The 15,018-nt window shown below is 53.3% G+C and carries 17 protein-coding genes and 2 pseudogenes; 8 read left to right on the top strand and 11 right to left on the bottom strand.

Annotated features, from left to right (window positions below; all coding sequences use genetic code 11):
* The first annotated feature begins 78 nt into the window (after positions 1-78).
* The 3 genes from A1830_RS24075 to A1830_RS23035 all read left to right on the top strand — a co-directional run bounded on the left by A1830_RS24075 (position 79) and on the right by A1830_RS23035 (position 692).
* A complete protein-coding gene (locus tag A1830_RS24075) occupies positions 79-363 on the top strand; it encodes an HNH endonuclease signature motif containing protein (RefSeq protein ID WP_369815724.1) in 285 nt (94 codons plus the stop codon).
* Position 364: 1 nt separating this feature from the next.
* Entirely contained in the window at positions 365-601 is a 237-nt protein-coding gene (locus A1830_RS17805) for a bacteriocin immunity protein (protein WP_067709367.1), read from the top strand.
* Entirely contained in the window at positions 588-692 is a 105-nt protein-coding gene (locus A1830_RS23035; protein ID WP_197473372.1) for a bacteriocin immunity protein, read from the top strand. Before A1830_RS17805 ends, A1830_RS23035 begins: the two co-directional genes overlap by 14 nt.
* Positions 693-725: 33 nt before the next feature.
* On the opposite strand, the gene A1830_RS17800 is transcribed toward A1830_RS23035, so the two are convergent.
* Together A1830_RS17800 and A1830_RS17795 are read right to left on the bottom strand one after the other, a co-directional pair.
* Entirely contained in the window at positions 726-1,349 is a 624-nt protein-coding gene (locus tag A1830_RS17800; RefSeq protein WP_067709364.1) for a glutathione S-transferase family protein, read from the bottom strand.
* Between the two features lie 97 nt (positions 1,350-1,446).
* Positions 1,447-2,205 (bottom strand): SDR family NAD(P)-dependent oxidoreductase, encoded by a 759-nt coding sequence (locus tag A1830_RS17795; protein ID WP_067709362.1) that lies wholly within the window; start codon positions 2,203-2,205, stop codon positions 1,447-1,449.
* Positions 2,206-2,320: 115 nt separating this feature from the next.
* On the opposite strand from A1830_RS17795, the gene A1830_RS17790 reads away from it, so the two are divergent.
* Both A1830_RS17790 and yhjD read left to right on the top strand, forming a co-directional pair.
* Entirely contained in the window at positions 2,321-3,220 is a 900-nt protein-coding gene (locus A1830_RS17790) for a LysR family transcriptional regulator (protein WP_067709360.1), read from the top strand.
* A gap of 59 nt (positions 3,221-3,279) precedes the next feature.
* The gene (gene yhjD / locus A1830_RS17785) at positions 3,280-4,284 is read left to right on the top strand and encodes an inner membrane protein YhjD (RefSeq protein ID WP_067709358.1); all 1,005 of its coding nucleotides are present in this window, start codon (positions 3,280-3,282) and stop codon (positions 4,282-4,284) included.
* A 68-nt stretch (positions 4,285-4,352) separates the two neighbouring features.
* Here the strand turns inward: yhjD and A1830_RS17780 are convergent, their stop codons facing one another.
* From A1830_RS17780 to cpxP, 9 genes and pseudogenes are all read right to left on the bottom strand, one after another.
* Positions 4,353-5,129, bottom strand: a complete 777-nt coding sequence (locus tag A1830_RS17780) for a CDP-diacylglycerol diphosphatase (RefSeq protein ID WP_067709356.1) — start codon at positions 5,127-5,129, stop codon at positions 4,353-4,355.
* A gap of 92 nt (positions 5,130-5,221) precedes the next feature.
* Positions 5,222-6,214, bottom strand: coding sequence for a sulfate ABC transporter substrate-binding protein (locus tag A1830_RS17775; protein WP_067709354.1), 993 nt, complete (start codon positions 6,212-6,214; stop codon positions 5,222-5,224).
* Positions 6,215-6,356: 142 nt separating this feature from the next.
* On the bottom strand, positions 6,357-7,319 hold the full coding sequence (gene pfkA, locus A1830_RS17770; protein WP_067709351.1) for a 6-phosphofructokinase: 963 nt from the start codon (positions 7,317-7,319) through the stop codon (positions 6,357-6,359).
* Positions 7,320-7,530: 211 nt separating this feature from the next.
* A complete protein-coding gene (gene fieF, locus A1830_RS17765; RefSeq protein WP_067709348.1) occupies positions 7,531-8,433 on the bottom strand; it encodes a CDF family cation-efflux transporter FieF in 903 nt (300 codons plus the stop codon).
* A 111-nt stretch (positions 8,434-8,544) separates the two neighbouring features.
* Entirely contained in the window at positions 8,545-9,096 is a 552-nt protein-coding gene (locus tag A1830_RS17760) for an ankyrin repeat domain-containing protein (protein WP_067709346.1), read from the bottom strand.
* 65 nt (positions 9,097-9,161) lie between these two features.
* Positions 9,162-10,622, bottom strand: a complete 1,461-nt coding sequence (gene katB, locus A1830_RS17755; RefSeq protein ID WP_231877664.1) for a catalase KatB — start codon at positions 10,620-10,622, stop codon at positions 9,162-9,164.
* 494 nt (positions 10,623-11,116) lie between these two features.
* Positions 11,117-11,362, bottom strand: a pseudogene (locus A1830_RS17750) (type II toxin-antitoxin system HicB family antitoxin); the annotation flags it as partial.
* Positions 11,363-11,388: 26 nt separating this feature from the next.
* Positions 11,389-11,477: pseudogene (locus A1830_RS24070) on the bottom strand (type II toxin-antitoxin system HicA family toxin); the annotation flags it as partial.
* Between the two features lie 305 nt (positions 11,478-11,782).
* Positions 11,783-12,280 carry a cell-envelope stress modulator CpxP gene (gene cpxP, locus A1830_RS17745; protein WP_067709342.1) on the bottom strand — a complete coding sequence of 166 codons (498 nt, stop codon included), beginning with the start codon at positions 12,278-12,280 and terminating at the stop codon, positions 11,783-11,785.
* Positions 12,281-12,431: 151 nt separating this feature from the next.
* Here cpxP and cpxR point away from each other — a divergent pair, with 151 nt between their 5' ends.
* From cpxR to trmL, 3 genes are all read left to right on the top strand, one after another.
* A complete protein-coding gene (gene cpxR, locus A1830_RS17740) occupies positions 12,432-13,130 on the top strand; it encodes an envelope stress response regulator transcription factor CpxR (RefSeq protein WP_067709339.1) in 699 nt (232 codons plus the stop codon).
* Positions 13,127-14,503 carry an envelope stress sensor histidine kinase CpxA gene (gene cpxA / locus A1830_RS17735; RefSeq protein ID WP_067709337.1) on the top strand — a complete coding sequence of 459 codons (1,377 nt, stop codon included), beginning with the start codon at positions 13,127-13,129 and terminating at the stop codon, positions 14,501-14,503. Before cpxR ends, cpxA begins: the two co-directional genes overlap by 4 nt.
* A 54-nt stretch (positions 14,504-14,557) precedes the next feature.
* On the top strand, positions 14,558-15,018 hold a 461-nt coding region (gene trmL / locus A1830_RS21760), incomplete at its 3' end, for a tRNA (uridine(34)/cytosine(34)/5-carboxymethylaminomethyluridine(34)-2'-O)-methyltransferase TrmL (protein WP_197473371.1).

Below are 15,018 nucleotides of genomic sequence, written 5' to 3'. Positions count from 1 at the left end.
GAAAATGTCGGCACAGATTGGCTGAATAAAGCCGGGCAGGGGCCTGGCGCACCAATCCCAGGCCAGATAGCGGAGAGATTGCTGGGGCGAGAATTCAACAGCTTTGATGCGTTCCGTAAGGCCTTCTGGCTGGAAGTAGGGAAAGATCCTGAGTTAAGTAAACAGTTCAAGGCAGGTAACTTGGGTAATATCCGGGCTGGCAAAGCACCCGCACCTAAAGAGAGTGAACAAAAGGGGCGGCGTGTTAAATATGAGTTACACCATGTAAAACCGATTAAAGATAATGGTGAGATATATAATATTGACAATATTCGTGTAACGACTCCGAAGTGTCATATTGAGAACCATAAAGGGAGTAAATAAGATGGAAAAGAAAACGTTATCTGACTACACCGAAGCCGAGTTTTTGGCTTTTGTGGAAAAAATAATTAACGTCCAGAATACGACAGAAGGAGAAGATATAAACAATATCCTGGAGTTTAAGCGGTTAAGCGAGCACCCTTCGGGATCTGACCTAATCTATTACCCTGATGATAGCAGGGAAGATAGTCCCGAAGGTATCGTAAAAGAGGTGAAGGAATGGCNTAATCTATTACCCTGATGATAGCAGGGAAGATAGTCCCGAAGGTATCGTAAAAGAGGTGAAGGAATGGCGTGCAGCTAACGGCAAACCGAGATTTAAACCAGGCTGACTCCGCCAGGGTTTCAAAAGTGCAGCCCTCACGTTAAGGCGTGCCGTTACGTCCCCATTTGGCATAGCCTTTTCGCTGAGTCAGCCGCTCATAATAGGCCCGAACGGCGGGCAGTTCTGGGTGGTCTAACGGGGTTTCATACCAGCGGTTAACGGATAGCCCAACCGGTATGTCGGCCAGTGAAAATGCGCTGCCGGCCACCCAGGCCTGGGTACGTTCCAGCTGCTGATTCAGGATCCCCATGGTATGCGACCAGCCCTTACAGGCGGCGGCAAGCAAGCGCGCATCCTGATGTGCCGGAGAGTGACGAACCAGCGACATAAACGCGTATCGCCAGGCGGTATTGAGTTCGGTGGCCTGCCAGTCGATCCACTGGTCGACTGGCGCCCGCGCGCGGGGATCCTGCGGATAGATCCAGTCACCGCCCCGGCTGTTAGCCAGGTAGCGAATTATGGCGTTGGACTCCCACATAATGAAATCCCCGTCCTGAATCACCGGGATCAGCCCATTAGGATTCATCTTTCTGAATGCCGGGTCCTGAAGCGACTTAAAACCGTCGCCCCACTCCTCGCGATTAAAAGCGATATCCAGCTCATCGCAAACCCACAGCACCTTTCTGACGTTAATCGATGAGGCGCGCCCCAGTATTTTCAACATAGTGTGATACTCCCAGGTTATGACTTCCCAAAGAACTTCTACTATGGCGCAAACCGGGGCATTTAACCAAATCAGGTCGTAAGGTGACTTTGCTGTATCAGAGAAACATGCCGCCGGAAGCTTCAATACGCTGTCCGTTGATCCAGCCACTTTCGTCGCTCAGAATTTGTGCTATTGCATTACCAATATCATCCGGCAGTCCTACCCTGCCCAGAGCCGTCTGTGCCGCGATAAAGGCGTTAACCTCAGGATTATCACGTACCCTGCCGCCGCCGAAATCCGTTTCAATCGCCCCGGGGGCCAGGATATTCACAGTAATGCCGCGTGCGCCCAGCTCTTTCGCCTGATAGCGGGTCAGGACCTCCATGGCACCTTTAACTGCCGCGTAGGCGCTGGAACCTGGCTGACTGAAACGGGCCAGGCCGCTGGAGATATTCAAAATACGTCCGCCGTCCGTAATAAGCGGCAGTAGCTTCTGCGTGAGAAAAAATGGGCCTTTGAAATGGACGTTAACCATCTCATCGAACTGCGCTTCGCTGGTTTCAACAAAGGCTACATGCAGGCCCGTTCCGGCGTTGTTGATTAAATAGTCAAAGGTTTCGCGCTGCCACACCTCGCTGAGTTTATTTTGTACACTCTCTGCGAAGTCGTCGAAGCGACTGCTGTCGGCCACATCCAGCTGGATAGCCGCTGCACGCCCACCCAGCGCGGTGATTTCATCCACCACCCGCTGTGCGTCCTGTTCACCGCTCCGCCAGGTCAGGATGATATCAACACCCTTTTTAGCGAGTTTTAAGGCAGCATTTCTTCCTAATCCCCGGCTTCCGCCGGTAATCAGTGCGATTTTAGCGTTCATTTTCTTCTCCGGTTCATTTGTCATGGACATTTGCAGGATATTATGTAAATCCTGAACTATAAATAATCTCAAATGCGCTTTACTGTTTCACAGAAAACAACAATCGGCATATCCTATGGACAAAATTCACACAATGCGGGCTTTTGTCAGAGTAGCAGAGCTTCGCAGCTTTACCCGCGCCGCAGAGAGTCTGGGCGTACCGAAAGGCAGCCTTTCACGACAGCTACAGGCGCTGGAGAATACCCTTGGCACCCGTCTTCTGCACCGCACCACGCGGCGGGTGCAGCTGACTCAGGATGGCCTGGTCTACTTCGATCGCTGTCAGGAGGTTCTGGCCACGCTGGAAGAGATGGATGGGCTATTTCAGAACGATCCCGCGACCCTGAGCGGTCGCCTGCGAGTGGATATGCCCGTCAACCTGGCCAGCGACTATGTTCTGCCCCGGCTCCCGGAATTTCTTCAGCAGTATCCCGCCATTGAGCTGGAACTGAGCAGCAATGATCGTCGGGTTGACGTGATTCGCGAGGGGTTTGACTGTGTGGTGCGCGTCGGCGCGCTGGAAGACTCCGGACTGATCGCCCGCCCGCTGGGCGCGCTGACCCTGATCAACTGCGCCAGCCCCGACTACCTGGCGCGATTTGGTACGCCGCAGACGCTGGAAGAACTCTCCCAACATGCCATGGTGCATTACGGCCAGCAGCTGGGCACGCAGATCCCAGGCTTTGAGTTTTTTGACGGCGAAAGCAGCCGGTTTATCAAAACGGGCGGGGCGCTGACGGTCAACAGCACGGTAACCTACCGTGCCGCCTGCCTGAACGGACTGGGCATTATCCAGGCACCCGAATGCGCCATGCGGTCAGCGGTGAAAGCGAAGAAGCTGGTAGAAATTCTGCCGTATTACCGCGCGAAGCCGATGCCGATTTCGCTGCTGTATCCGCATCGACGTCACCTGGCGCGTCGGGTGCACGTCTTTATGGAGTGGCTGACGCGGACAATGAAAAACTACGTTAGCTGATCGACCGTCTATAATTTCATACAGATAACTCACTTTTAAGGGCTACAGAAGAACATTTCATGAAGGAAAATCACTCATCAGAGCGTCAGCATGACGAAGAAAAGCCGCTGATCAACATCAAAACCGGCAACGCGACCGTTGATCACTCCATTACGCGCGTGTCGCGCTTTGTCAGCTGGTTTCAGGCCATTCCAGCCGTCGCACACTTCTTAAGAGCCGGGGAACGCTTTAACGACCGATTGGGGAGCCAGTTTGGCGCGGCAATCACCTACTTTTCGTTCCTTTCCCTGATCCCTATTTTGATGGTCTCTTTTGCCGCCATCGGATTCGTGCTCGCGTCCAACCAGGATCTGCTTACCCAGCTTATTAATAAAATTGTGAGTAATATCAGCGACGCCACCCTGGCATCGACCCTGCAAAATACGGTTAACACCGCCGTCCAGCAGCGCACTACCGTCGGCCTGACGGGATTATTGATCGCCCTCTATTCCGGGATTAGCTGGATGGGGAACCTGCGTGAAGCGATTCTGGCCCAGTCGAGAGACGTCTGGGAGCGTAACAAACAGGATAAAGAGAAAATCTGGTTCAAATACACGCGTGACTTTATCTCCCTGATGGGTCTGGTGGTCGCGCTGATTATCACCCTGTCCCTCACCTCCATTGCCGGTTCGGCACAGGAAGCCATCGTGCATGCGCTGGGACTGGATGGGATCGACTGGCTTCGTCCGGCCATGACGCTGATTGCGCTTTCCATTTCAATCATGGCTAACTATCTGCTCTTTTTGTGGATTTTCTGGATTTTGCCCCGCCATAAACCACGCAAAAAGGCGCTGTTTCGCGGTACGCTTTTAGCCGCGATAGGTTTTGAAGTGATTAAATTTATTATGACCCTGACGCTGCCTAAGCTGGCGTCCTCCCCGTCAGGTGCCGCCTTTGGTTCCGTACTGGGGCTGATGGCGTTTTTCTACTTCTTTGCCCGACTGACGCTGTTCTGCGCGGCGTGGATAGCCACGGCGAAGTATAAGGATGATGAGCCGGTCGGGACGAAACCGGTTAAGCCGTAATGAACCTGCGCTGGGGGTGCTTGTAGCCCCAGCGTTGAGCCTGTAGTGACTGACAACCGATTTCAGGATTACGACTTAACAGCGCCCCGGGGATGCAGTATCTGGCAGCTGTGATCCTGTAGCTCCTCGGCAGAGGCCCGATTCAATACCAGCAGATTACGCTTAACCACCAGCAACGCGCGACGCCCATCCGATAGCGCCGCCACGGCGATGCTGTATTTACCCATTTCTTCCCGTGCACCCGGCAGGTCGGCCGCAAGGCGAATAAAGGGGCTGGTTCTCTTGAATTCGTCCCGCGTGACGGTACGTACCTGATAATCATGCCCCACCAGCTGTAGCGACTGCCAGCGGGGAGTCAGCGTGGCATCCAGCGCGTTCAGCTTCTGTCGGATATCCGGCCTCAGACAGGAAATATGAATGTGAAGCTGATTTTGCGTTCTGCCCGTGGGGGAATTAATGCTGAGCGCGATAGCGCTGTCATCGACGTGTGCGCCGTAGCGCTCGTCCATAAAGTGGCGGGAGTGCCAGGCTTCAGCAAAAAAATTGGGGGTCGCGGGATTGAGCAGCTCAGGACTTTCGATACCGGCGATTTTTTTGGTTGGAAGAAGTAAAAATTGCAGCGGGCCATTGCGATCTTTTAGTACCACAAAGCCATTATGTACATCCACCTGTCGGCAGGGCGTGGGATCGTTATTTTCCAGCTCTCCGGGCACGCATTTCTGGCTGACAATTGCCCAGAGCACGGCAGAATTATGCTTATATTTAAATGCAATAGAGGCGAAACCAGCCGTCGCAACTACTCCTGCTACTACAACGCCTGTCAGGAGTCGCTTTCGCCCCTTCATGATCTAAACCTCTGATTATCGCCTGTTCATAATGTAAACGAACAGGCGACAAAGATCATGTTAAATAATTCACCTACTTAACTATTTTTCTTTCAACGCTTCATGGCTTGATCGTAAGTGCCGCCATCGGCGAAGTGAGTCTTCTGAGCAGCCGCCCAGCCGCCGAATTTTGCATCGTCAATGGTGAAGAGTTTCACCGGTGCGAACTTATCAGCATACTTTTTCGCCACGGCGGGATCGCGTGGACGATAGTAATTTTGCGCAGCGATTTCCTGACCTTCAGGCGAATAGAGGTATTTCAGATAATCTTCGGCGACCTTGCGGGTGCCGCGCTCGTCCACCACTTTATCAACGACGGAAACCGTGGGTTCTGCAAGAATAGACTCGCCGGGGGTCACGATTTCAAACTGGTCTTTGCCCAGTTTATTCACGGCCAGGTAAGCTTCGTTTTCCCACGCGATCAGCACGTCACCAATGCCGCGTTCAACGAAAGTATTGGTGGCACCGCGCGCACCGGAATCCTGCACCTCAACGTTTTTAAACAGTGCTCTGATGTAGTCCTGGGCTTTTGCCTTGTCACCGTTGTTATGATCTAACGCCCAGCCCCAGGCCGCCAGATAGTTCCAGCGCGCCCCGCCGGACGTTTTAGGGTTAGGGGTAATCACCGAGACGCCAGGTTTGGTTAAATCCTGCCAGTCGTGGATTTTCTTAGGATTGCCTTTGCGCACCAGGAAAACGATGGTGGAGGTATAGGGAGCGGAGTTATCGGGCAGGCGCTTGATCCAGTTTTTATCAATACGGCCACGATCGGCGATGGCATCCACATCGGAAGCCAGCGCCAGGGTCACGACGTCGGCACGAATACCATTAATCACAGAGGTCGCCTGCTTGCCTGAGCCGCCGTGCGACTGACGGATCACCACGTTGTCGCCGGTTTCCTGCTTATAGTGTGCGCTAAAGGCTTTATTATACTGTTCGTATAATTCACGCGTTGGATCATAGGAAACGTTCAGCAGCTGGATATCTTTCGCCAACACGCTGGTCGAGGCCAGCAGCAGGGTAAACCCAATACTCCACTTATTCATTCTATGCTCTCCCAAAGGTTTTATCGCAGAGAGCGTGACACAAAGCACAGGTTGAATTAAAGAATTAAAATGAAGCCTTAATAACTGGATGGAATATGGCTCTGCATAAAAAAGGCGCTGTCGATCAGCGCCTTGATTTATCTCAGTAAAGTTTTTTCGCCGTTTCCAGCCAGTCGCCCTTGAAGGGACGCTTCATATTTTCAATCGCATCAATAATATCGTGATGGACCATCTTCTCATTCTGAATACCGACGCAGCGTCCACCGTAGCCCTGTAACAGCAGTTCGATAGAGTAAGCGCCCATGCGCGAAGCGAGAATACGGTCATAGGCGACCGGCGCACCACCACGCTGAATATGTCCCAGCACCGTTGAGCGGGTTTCACGCTTCGTTTCAGACTCGATGTATTTCGCCAGTTCGTCGATATCGCAGATATGCTCGGTGATCGCCACAATGGCATGCTTTTTCCCTTTAGCGATACCGGCTTTAATCTCTTCTACCAGCTCTTCACGCGTATAGGGAATTTCCGGCAGCACGATAAACTCGCAGCCGCCGGCAATGGCCGCCGCCAGGGTCAGGTCGCCACAGTAGCGGCCCATCACTTCGACAATAGAGATACGCTGATGAGACGATGAGGTATCGCGCAGGCGGTCAATCGCCTCCACCACCGTTTCGAGCGCGGTGAAGTAGCCGATGGTATAGTCGGTGCCCGCCACATCGTTATCAATGGTGCCCGGCAAGCCAATGCAGGGGAATCCCATTTCGGTCAGACGCTTAGCCCCCATATAAGAGCCATCGCCCCCGATAACCACCAGCGCGTCAATCCCGCGTTTTTTCATATTTTCGATAGCGACAGTCCGCACGGACTCTTCACGGAACTCAGGGAAACGCGCTGAGCCAAGAAAGGTGCCGCCGCGGTTAATCATGTCGGATACGCTGTAGCGGTCCAGATTGACCATACGATCTTCATACAAGCCCAGGTAGCCATCATAAATCCCCGCTACTTCCAGTCCTTCACTCAGGGCAGCGCGCACAACGCCCCGGATGGCCGCGTTCATACCCGGCGCATCTCCGCCACTTGTCAGTACACCGATTTTTTTGATCATGACAACCTCTGAACTTGTTAATGCAAATTTTTAAACTCTTAACGCCGGGATGACTCGACGAACGCGGGCGTATCTGCCAACTGATAATCGCCATAGTATATCAAAGCCTGTGAGCTGAATTGATTCAGGTCAGTCATCGTCCCGCTAATTTTTTTGAGCGGCGTCACGTTTTGGCGGTTAAGAGGGCTAAGTAATTTATTTAACACAAGAATCATCGTTCACTGCTGCTTCTGTCTGATGAGGGCACTGCCGAACAGGGATCCTGATGAATAATGACGTCAGAACCCGGGAATTTTTTTAACAGCGCCTGTTCAACCTGATCGGCGACCCGGTGTGCCTCATATAACGGCAGATTGTCGTCCATCTCAAGATGGAGCTGTATAAAACGGGTCGGCCCCGACTGTCGGGTACGAATATCATGCGCCCCACTCACCCCGGGCCAGCGGGAGGCAATATCAACAATCGCCTGGCGATCCTCATCGGGCAGTGCACGGTCAAGCAACGCCTGGACCGCTTCATAGCCCATCCGTAATGCACTATAAAGGATCCACACGCCTATCCCGAGGGCAAAAAGCGCATCGGCGCGCTTAAAACCATACCAGCTCAGGCCCAGCGCCAGCAGAATGGCACCGTTCATTACCACATCAGACTGGTAGTGAAGCATATCAGCACGAATCGCCAGGCTGCGGGTTCGCCGCACAACCCATCGCTGGAACGTAACCAGCACCAGCGTAGACACCAGTGCAACCAGCGTCACCACGATCCCTACCAGCGGGGCGCGCATGTCGTTTGGCGAAGCAATATGTTGTAAACCCGTCAGAAAAAGAAACAGCGCGGATCCTGAGATAAACATACTTTGCGCCAGCGCGGCCAGTGATTCTGCTTTGCCATGTCCAAACGTGTGTTCAGCATCAGCAGGTTGTAGGGAGTAGCGGACAACGAAGAGGTTAGTGAGCGAGGCGGCAATATCCACCAGCGAGTCGACCAGGGCAGCCAGCAGGCTTACCGATCCGGTGTACCACCAGGCAAAAATCTTCACCAACAGCAGAATCGAAGCCAGTGAAGTTGCCGCCAGCGCAGCAGAGTTTACCAGCCGGGCGTAGTGATGTTCCATGCCTTACTCCGTTCAGGTTAGTGGCGTAAGTATACTGGATCCTGAGCAAAAAAAAGCCCCGCCAGTAATAGCGGGGCTGAGATCGGCCGGTTAATTGCGCGTTTCCGGGCGTTACGGGATGCCGTTAATTCTCCCTGATGCCAGGCTTTCGGCGGAGTTTCCTTTGGCGTCGACGGCGTGCATATCAGCCCCTTTTTCACGCAGCGCCTGGAGCAGTGACTGTCGCTGAAACAGCGAAGCATACATTGCCGCGGTCTGACCGGCATTGTTACGCATATCGGGCTGGCAATGGGCGTCGATCAAACGGCGCGCCACCTTTAGTTCACCCTTAAAGATGGCCCCCATCAGCGCACTGTTGCCGCGCCGATCGCGCTGGCAGGGGTCGGCACCGCCATCAATCAACATTTTTACCGTATCATCATGGCCGTGATAGGCCGCAAGGATAATGGCGGTGTACCCTTTTTCATCGGCCGCATTGAGATTGTATTTCGCCTCAACGAGCGTTTTGATCAGGGTGTTATCTCCGCGTCGTGCCGCATCCCAAAGATAATTATTCAGCTCTGCTCTTACCTGACGATCATCGGTTTGCGTCGTTGCCGCTTTAGCCGTCACGGACAGCAGCAAAAATGCTATCAGCCATAGCTGGACGCTTAATGCTTTCATTTCGCGATCTCCTTCAGGGCTTCTCCTGCCCGGGCAGGTTTAACCGGGCAGGGGAAAAGACGCTGTCAGTCAGATAATTTATCCGCCAGCTTCTGCACCGTGGCTAAATCACCTTTAGCGACCGTTGTCAGACGGGTACCGTACTCTTTGTCTGCCTTGTAGAAATAGGAAAGCATGATGTTTTTGCTCTCCGTATCGGTGATCGCCAGCGCGCTGCCCAGGCTGGCGATCAGGTCGTCCCGATCTTTTTTGCTGTAAGAGCGGTAGAGATCGCCGGTCTGCTTAAAGTTCTGCTCGCGCTGGATCTTAGTCTGCTGCGTGGTGCCTTCCACCGGCAGCTGACTGTAGCGCGCAGAGGAGAGTTCCTCACGCGGGTAAAGTCGGCTGGGCTGGTAATTAACGCCCTTATCCTGAGTGTGGCCGGCGTTAAGGCTGCCATCCTGACTGCCGTTATTCACCGGCGTCCGGGCCTGGTTGATGGGCAGGCTAAAACCGTTCGCGCCGATGCGGTACATCTGCGTGTCGGCATAGGCAAAGAGTCTGCCCTGCAACAGTTTATCCTCTGACGCTTCGATACCTGGCACCAGGTTGGACGGCGCCATCGCTACCTGCTCCGTTTGCTGGAAGACGTTATCGGGGTTTTTGTTCAACACCAGTTGACCAATTTTACGTTCGGGCACGTCAGGCCAGATCTTAGTGGCGTCGAGAGGATCGAAGTCAAACTTCTTCAGATCCTCAGGATTCAGCACCTGGATATAGAGATCCCACCTGGGAAAATCACCGCGATTAATGGCTGATACCAGATCGTGTGTCAGGTGGCTGTAATCTTTACCCTGTACCGCCTCAACCTGTTTCGGGTCGAGATTTTTGATGCCCTGTAGCGTTTTCCAGTGGAATTTAACGTAGTGGATTTCACCCTTCGCATTCACGAATTTGTAGGCATGAACGCTGTTCCCGTCCATGTTGCGGAAAGAGGCTGGCGTTCCTTCATTGGAATAGAGCTCCGTTAGCGTACGGGTTGCTTCGGGAACGTGGGAGAAGAAATCAAAACGACGTGAATCATCATCAAGGTTGGTGCGTGGATCGGGCTTGAACGCATGGACCATATCGGGGAATTTAATCGCATCGCGTATAAAGAACGTCGGGAAGTTGTTGCCAACCAGGTCCCAGTTCCCCTCTTTGGTATAAAACTTAGTGGCGAAGCCATGCGGGTCGCGCAGCGTTTCGGGCGAATGGTTGCCGTGAACCACACTGGAAAAACGGACAAACACCGGAGTCTGTTCACCTTTAGTAAATACCGCAGCCGTGGTCAGGTCAGAAATATCTGCCGTTGCGCTAAATTCACCAAAGGCCCCGGTTCCCCGGGCATGGACGACACGTTCAGGAATACGCTCGCGGTCGAAACGCTGTAATTTTTGCAGCAGCTGAACGTCCTGTAATAATACCGGCCCGGATGCTCCCGCGGTTTGTGAATTTTGATTGTCACCTACTGGCGCACCGTTATCCCGCGTCAGAGTCTCTGCCATCGCGGCGGAGCTTACCAGCAGCGAAGAAATCACCACGCAGAGTGCCTTACGCTGGCTACAAAAACCTGAATTACTCTTTCGTCTCATCATCTCTTCCTCATCATATTGTCGCTAACCCGCAAAGTTACCGTGGGAAATGACTTTAACCTTCATAGCGTTGAATGATGAGGGTCGCACCGCTATTGAATTAATAGGCTGGGGCTTATAACTCAAATTAGTACCACTCAAAAAGACAGTCAGGTCGCGCTTTAACGCAGTTAGAAGCCTGTTACATGATGTGAAAATTCATTACCAATATGCGATCTCGATCACACTTACACGGTTTTCAGCATTATGGAAGAGAAAATGGGGATGACAGGCGGTTTTATCGCCCGGATATTACCGGTTGGTAATGAAGGGTGATGTTCTTCCCGCTGGGCGGTGGATCATCATTATGAAAAGGTTGTCTACGCTCTTGATATTCAGCGCTTCTTACAGCCTTACGCATTGACCGCATCAACCAGTGCCCACGTGTAACCTGCAAACCCGGACTTTTCAGCCAGCGCCCCCACTGTAGACACAGCCGGAATGTCCTGCCCCAGCTCGACCAATAATTCAATATGGCCTGTGATGGCCTCTTTTGCTTTTGCTATCGCTTCGTCCAGGGTATCGCCTGCGGAAAAACAGCCTGGTAAATCAGGCACTGTCACGCCATAAGCGTGCTGGTCGTCGCCTGGCTCGATCGCAATTGGATAAAACATATTTAAGCCTCTTCGAGAAAGCGGGGTTAAATGCCCGCCTGTTTTCTGATTCTTTTACCGTACCAACCGGTAAATCTTTTTTAGGATGAGGTATCGTCACCAACCCCGGCTTTGAACTCAAGCAGCTCCACGTAATAATATTTTTACGCTCAAAGGGCTCTCAACTGTTAGATATCATTAGAGTTTTTATTAAATTAAAAGGAATTGATAAAAAAAACCCCCTCATCATGAGGGGGAAGACAGGGATGGTGTCTATGGCAAGGAAAACAGGGGTACTATGATACTGGTTACTGCGTTTGATGCGGGTTACTACGTTACTGATTACTCTTACTACGGGTACTGATACTGACGATAAAGCTTACTACGGGTAAAACTCACTCTGGGGAAGGTACAACGCATGCACCCAGGGTGTTACTCACTTCATTTACTGCTTACAGCATGCAACGATGAAGATGGCTGCATGTCCGTTAGCTGGCGCATTTGGTTCATACGCTGCTGATGTTTCTGGTTTAAAACGCCCTGCTGGCCTGGGGTTAACAGGTGATACATCTGGTTGCGCACTCTCGCCATATCAACCTGCCGCGCGACTTCCGCCTGCGCAATACTGTCCAGCTTTGCCTTATAGGCCGTTTCATCAAATTTTTCTGCAATAATCAGTTCGTGCAGCTGCTCTAAATCGTTAATACTTATGGGAGAACGTTCGTGACGCGCCTGCTGCATTAAATCCCGCATCTGCTGGCGTTGCTGCTCTGTAAGATTGATGCCATCAAACATGTGAGTCTGCGGAACTTGCGTCATACTACGTGGCGCCGCATCTTCCTGATGCATCTCGTCAGTCGTCGTCACATCTGCAGCCCACGCGGCGGAGAAGCTGAGTATCAGCGCCGGAACCGCAACGACGGCGGTAACATTGCGCATCGTTAACTCCCAGATTGGTTTGCCTGTCTCGATTCGATAAAATTCAGTCTACGGGGCCAGCTGCAAACATGCGTCAGAGGTTGTAAAACTAAGTAAAGTCATGGAATGACTGCATTCGTTCACGGTATTTTGCCTGCGGAGGGCAATAAAAATGAATAAGATCCTGTTAGTTGACGATGACCGCGAATTGACTTCGCTGCTGAAAGAATTACTTGAGATGGAAGGGTTCGAGGTGGTGGTCGCCGGTGATGGCGAACAGGCACTGGCCCTGTTGGATAACTCTATCGATCTGCTTTTGCTTGATGTGATGATGCCACGGAAAAACGGCATTGATACCCTTAAAGAGCTGCGCCAGCAGCACCAGACGCCGGTCATTATGCTAACCGCACGCGGTAGCGAGCTTGACCGCGTTCTGGGGCTGGAACTCGGCGCGGATGACTATCTTCCTAAGCCCTTTAACGATCGGGAACTGGTGGCCCGTATACGTGCAATCCTGCGCCGTTCTGTCTGGAGCGAACAGCAACAGCAGCACGACAGCAGCTCCCCGACGCTGGAAGTTGACCACCTGCGCCTGAATCCAGGCCGCCAGGAGGCCCGCTTCGACAGCGAGGCGCTCGACCTGACCGGAACAGAGTTCACCCTGCTCTATTTACTGGCACAGCATCTGGGGCAGGTGGTTTCCCGTGAGCACCTGAGCCAGGAGGTTCTGGGTAAACGCCTCACCCCATTTGACCGCGCGATTGATATGCATATCTCTAACCTGCGCAGGAAGCTGCCGGACCGCAAAGATGGTCACCCCTGGTTCAAAACCCTGCGTGGCCGCGGTTATCTGATGGTTTCCGCGACATGATCTCAAGCCTGACTACCCGTATCTTCGCCATTTTCTGGCTGACGCTGGCGCTGGTGTTGATGCTGGTATTAATGGTGCCCAAGCTTGATACCCGTCAGATGACCCCGCTGCTCGACAGTGAGCAGCGGCAGGGAACCATGATTGAGCAGCACGTCGAGGCGGAGCTGATGCAGGATCCCCCTAACGATCTGATGTGGTGGAGAAGGCTGTTTCGCGCGACGGACAAGTGGGCACCGCCCGGACAGCGGCTGCTGCTGGTTACCAGCGAAGGGCGGGTGATCGGCGCGCAGCATAACGAAATGCAGGTTATCCGTAATTTTATCGGCCAGTCCGATAATGCAAACCGTCCGCAGAAGAAAAAATATGGTCGGGTGGAGATGGTTGGTCCCTTCACCGTCCGCGACGGTGAGGATAGCTACCAGCTCTACCTGATCCGTCCCGCTGGCAGCTCACAGCTGGACTTTATCAACCTGCTGTTTGACCGTCCCCTGCTGCTGTTGATGGTGACGATGTTAATCAGCACACCGCTACTGCTCTGGCTGGCCTGGAGCCTGGCGAAACCCGCACGTAAGCTGAAACATGCGGCCGATGATGTCGCCGCCGGTAATCTGCGTCAACGCCCTGAGCTGGAGGCGGGCCCGCAGGAGTTCCTGGCGGCCGGTGCCAGTTTTAACCAGATGGTCAGCGCGCTGGAAAGGATGATGACCGGGCAGCAGCGTCTGCTGTCGGATATTTCGCATGAGCTTAGGACGCCGCTTACCCGTTTACAGCTGGGTACTGCGCTGATGCGCCGTCGGCAGGGAGAGAGCAAAGAGCTACAGCGTATTGAAATGGAAGCCCAGCGACTGGACGGCATGATCAACGATCTGCTGGTGTTATCCCGTACTCAGCATAAAAATGCGCTGGTCAGCGAGGCGATGAAGGCTAACCATCTTTGGGCTGGCGTACTGGATGATGCCAAATTTGAAGCCGAACAGATGGGGAAAACGCTTGAGGTACCTTATCCCCCGGGTCCCTGGCCTCTGTATGGCAATCCGAACGCACTGGAAAGCGCTCTGGAAAATATTGTTCGTAACGCGCTGCGCTACTCTCACTCCAAAATCTGTGTGGGTTTTTCCGTTGATAAACAGGGAATTACCGTTAACGTGGACGATGATGGCCCGGGCGTTAGCGAGGGCGACCGCGAGCAGATTTTCAGGCCCTTCTACCGTACTGACGAGGCGCGCGACAGGGAGTCAGGCGGAACGGGACTGGGGCTGGCGATTGTTGACACGGCTATCCAGCAGCATCGTGGTTGGGTTAAGGCCGATGATAGCCCGTTAGGCGGCCTGCGCCTTACCCTCTGGCTGCCGCTTTATAGCAGCAAAACCTGATCGTCCCGGAATAATTTGCTATGCTTCGGCCCTCGTTTAATGGGGCCGAAGCCGATGCTGAATATCGTTTTATTTGAACCTGAGATCCCGCCCAATACGGGCAATATTATCCGGCTTTGTGCTAACACCGGCTTCCGCCTGCATCTGATTGAACCTCTGGGCTTCGCCTGGGATGACAAGCGTTTACGTCGCGCTGGTCTGGACTACCATGAATTCACCGCAGTGAAACGTCACGGCAGCTATGCGGCTTTTCTGGCCGCTGAAGCTCCCGCGCGCCTGTTTGCACTGACCACCAAAGGTACTCCAGCGCACAGTGCGGTCAGCTATCAGGCGGGCGACTATCTGCTTTTCGGCCCCGAAACGCGCGGCCTGCCCGCTGATATCCTGGATGCGCTACCGGCCCAGCAAAAGATCCGTATCCCTATGCAGCCCGACAGCCGCAGCATGAACCTTTCAAACGCTGTATCGGTAGTCGTGTATGAGGCCTGGCGGCAGCTGGACTACTGCGGTGCCGT

The organism is Erwinia sp. ErVv1, assembly GCF_900068895.1.
Taxonomy (GTDB): domain Bacteria; phylum Pseudomonadota; class Gammaproteobacteria; order Enterobacterales; family Enterobacteriaceae; genus Erwinia.
Note: the sequence above shows the minus strand (reverse complement) of the source record. Positions and strands in the feature narration are given on the sequence as shown.

Excerpts from the sequence above, each read along its gene's own strand:
- A1830_RS17795 (WP_067709362.1), bottom strand. The coding sequence starts at position 2,205 with ATGAACGCTAAAATCGCACTGATTACCGGCGGAAGCCGGGGATTAGGA.
- A1830_RS17790 (WP_067709360.1), top strand. The coding sequence starts at position 2,321 with ATGGACAAAATTCACACAATGCGGGCTTTTGTCAGAGTAGCAGAGCTT.
- yhjD (WP_067709358.1), top strand. The coding sequence starts at position 3,280 with ATGAAGGAAAATCACTCATCAGAGCGTCAGCATGACGAAGAAAAGCCG.
- A1830_RS17800 (WP_067709364.1), bottom strand. The coding sequence starts at position 1,349 with ATGTTGAAAATACTGGGGCGCGCCTCATCGATTAACGTCAGAAAGGTG.
- katB (WP_231877664.1), bottom strand. The coding sequence starts at position 10,622 with ATGGCAGAGACTCTGACGCGGGATAACGGTGCGCCAGTAGGTGACAAT.
- A1830_RS17780 (WP_067709356.1), bottom strand. The coding sequence starts at position 5,129 with ATGAAGGGGCGAAAGCGACTCCTGACAGGCGTTGTAGTAGCAGGAGTA.
- cpxP (WP_067709342.1), bottom strand. The coding sequence starts at position 12,280 with ATGCGCAATGTTACCGCCGTCGTTGCGGTTCCGGCGCTGATACTCAGC.
- A1830_RS17760 (WP_067709346.1), bottom strand. The coding sequence starts at position 9,096 with ATGAAAGCATTAAGCGTCCAGCTATGGCTGATAGCATTTTTGCTGCTG.
- cpxA (WP_067709337.1), top strand. The coding sequence starts at position 13,127 with ATGATCTCAAGCCTGACTACCCGTATCTTCGCCATTTTCTGGCTGACG.
- pfkA (WP_067709351.1), bottom strand. The coding sequence starts at position 7,319 with ATGATCAAAAAAATCGGTGTACTGACAAGTGGCGGAGATGCGCCGGGT.
- cpxR (WP_067709339.1), top strand. The coding sequence starts at position 12,432 with ATGAATAAGATCCTGTTAGTTGACGATGACCGCGAATTGACTTCGCTG.
- A1830_RS17775 (WP_067709354.1), bottom strand. The coding sequence starts at position 6,214 with ATGAATAAGTGGAGTATTGGGTTTACCCTGCTGCTGGCCTCGACCAGC.
- fieF (WP_067709348.1), bottom strand. The coding sequence starts at position 8,433 with ATGGAACATCACTACGCCCGGCTGGTAAACTCTGCTGCGCTGGCGGCA.